Annotated in this window: 2 protein-coding genes; both read left to right on the top strand. The window is 60.7% G+C overall.

Annotated elements, in window-relative coordinates; genetic code table 11:
* The coding region (locus tag EN939_RS31460) for a PdxA family dehydrogenase (protein WP_164751390.1) at positions 1–446 on the top strand (446 nt) is incomplete at its 5' end.
* A gap of 41 nt (positions 447–487) precedes the next feature.
* Positions 488–1,978, top strand: coding sequence for an aldehyde dehydrogenase (aldA, locus tag EN939_RS31465; RefSeq protein WP_127271243.1), 1,491 nt, complete (start codon positions 488–490; stop codon positions 1,976–1,978).
* Positions 1,979–2,107: the final 129 nt, after the last annotated feature.

Here is a 2,107-nt window from a genome sequence, read left to right on the forward strand (position 1 = left end):
GCCTTGGCATTTCCCATCCCCGAATTGCGATTGCCGCGCTTAACCCGCACGCCGGCGAAGGCGGCATTTTCGGCCGGGAGGATATCGACATCACGACCCCGGTCGTCGCCTCCTACAACTCCGCCGATTTTGCCGTGTTTGGGCCTGTTCCCGGCGATACGGTTTTCGTCAAGTTGCGCGCCCGCCAGTATGACGCGGTGGTCGCGATGTATCACGATCAGGGCCATGTCCCGGTGAAACTGCTCGGCTTCAATGTCGATCCCGAGACCGGTGAGTGGAAAGCGCTCTCCGGTGTCAATGTCACGCTCGGCCTTCCGATCATCCGCACCTCCGTCGACCACGGCACGGCCTTCGACATCGCCGGCAAGGGCATCGCCAATGAGGACAGCTTGGTCGAAGCGATCGAGTTCGCGGTCCAGATGGCCGCGGCGAAATCCAACCCTTAGGCGTCGGCACGCCTGCAACGCACGCAGAACCGGATTGAACCATGTCAGCAGAAGAAAAGACATCGTATCTCATGTTGATCAACGGGAAGTTCGTCATCGGCGAAGCTGGCACGCGCTCGGTTATCAACCCGGCTAACGGCAAGGCCTTTGTCGACGTGCCCGAGGCAAGCCCAGACCAGGCTCGCCAGGCGATAGACGCCGCCCGCAAGGCGCAGAAGGCTTGGGGGCTCAAATCGCCTCTTGCCCGTGCGGCGATCATGAAGCGGATCGCGGTCTTGATCCGGCAGAACGCCCGGCATCTGGCCGAGGTGGTGGTCAGGGAACAAGGCAAACCGATCAATGAAGCAATAGGTGAAGTCGGCGGCGCAGCCGAGTTCTTCGACTACTACGCCGAATTTGCCCGTCGCATTCAAGGTGAGATCTTGCCGTCCGACTACGCGGGAGAGCAGGTCTGGATACAGCGTGTACCGGTAGGCGTTGTCGCCGCCATCATTCCGTGGAATTACCCGAGCGCCTTGGTCAGCCGAAAGGTGGCGCCCGCCATGATCGCCGGCGACACCATCGTCCTCAAACCACATGAAGACACGCCGCTTTCGGCGCTCGAAATGGCTCGCATCTTTGTCGAAGCGGGCGTGCCGGACGGCGTGGTGAACATCATAACGGGACGGGGTGAAACCATAGGCGAAGTGCTCTGCACGGAACCCGGCGTCGACCTCATCACCATGACTGGAAGCGTACCGACCGGTAAGCGCATCATGGCGAACGCTTCGCGCAATCTGACGCCTGTTTCGCTGGAGCTTGGCGGCAAGGCGCCATTCATCGTCCTGGCTGATGCCGATCTCGACCTGGCGGTTCGTTCCGCAGCCACGTCGCGATACATGAATTGCGGACAGGTCTGCATTTGCAACGAACGCACGCTCGTTCACCGTTCGATTTACGATCAGTTCGTCACACGCTTTGTGGAATTCTCCAAGTCGCTCGTCGTCGGTGATCCGATGCACACAAATACCGATATCGGCCCGAAAGTCAGCCGTGAAGAGTTGGAAAAGGTCGAGGCGGTGCTTGCGGAAGCCGTGGCGGGGGGCGCGAGGCTTGCTCTCGCCGGTGGGCGCCCGACCAAGGCGCCCGTCGATGGCGGCTACTGGCTCAATCCGACCGTACTGACAGATGTGACGCCTGACATGCCGATCATGACGCGCGAAATCTTCGGCCCGGTCGTGCCGATCATGCCCTTCGACACTTTCGAGGAGGCTGTCAGCATCACCAATGCCAGCAACTATGGCCTGTCGGCCTATCTTTTCACCAATGATCTGGGCCGCGTCATGAACGCCGTCAACGAGGTTTCGTTCGGCGAGATCTACGTGAACCGGATCGGACCGGAAATGCTGCAGGGTTTCCATGTCGGCTTCCGCGAAAGCGGGCTGGGCGGCGACGACGGCGTGCATGGGCTCGAGAGCTACATGCGCAAGAAGACGGTCTACGTGAACTATTCGGGTGCCGCCACGGCGGCATTGATGCCTTACGGGCGCTGAACAGCGCCCAACCAGTACGACCAGCCAGGTCGCCACCCGGCCGCTACGGCCGTTTCATATGATCGGGAGGAATGAAATGCACTATCGTGGATTTATGGCGGCCGCCTTGGCGTTGGCGCTATCGGGACT

The organism is Mesorhizobium sp. M7A.F.Ca.CA.002.05.1.1 (assembly GCF_003998335.1).
Taxonomy (GTDB): domain Bacteria; phylum Pseudomonadota; class Alphaproteobacteria; order Rhizobiales; family Rhizobiaceae; genus Mesorhizobium.

Excerpts from the sequence above, each read along its gene's own strand:
- aldA (WP_127271243.1), top strand. The coding sequence starts at position 488 with ATGTCAGCAGAAGAAAAGACATCGTATCTCATGTTGATCAACGGGAAG.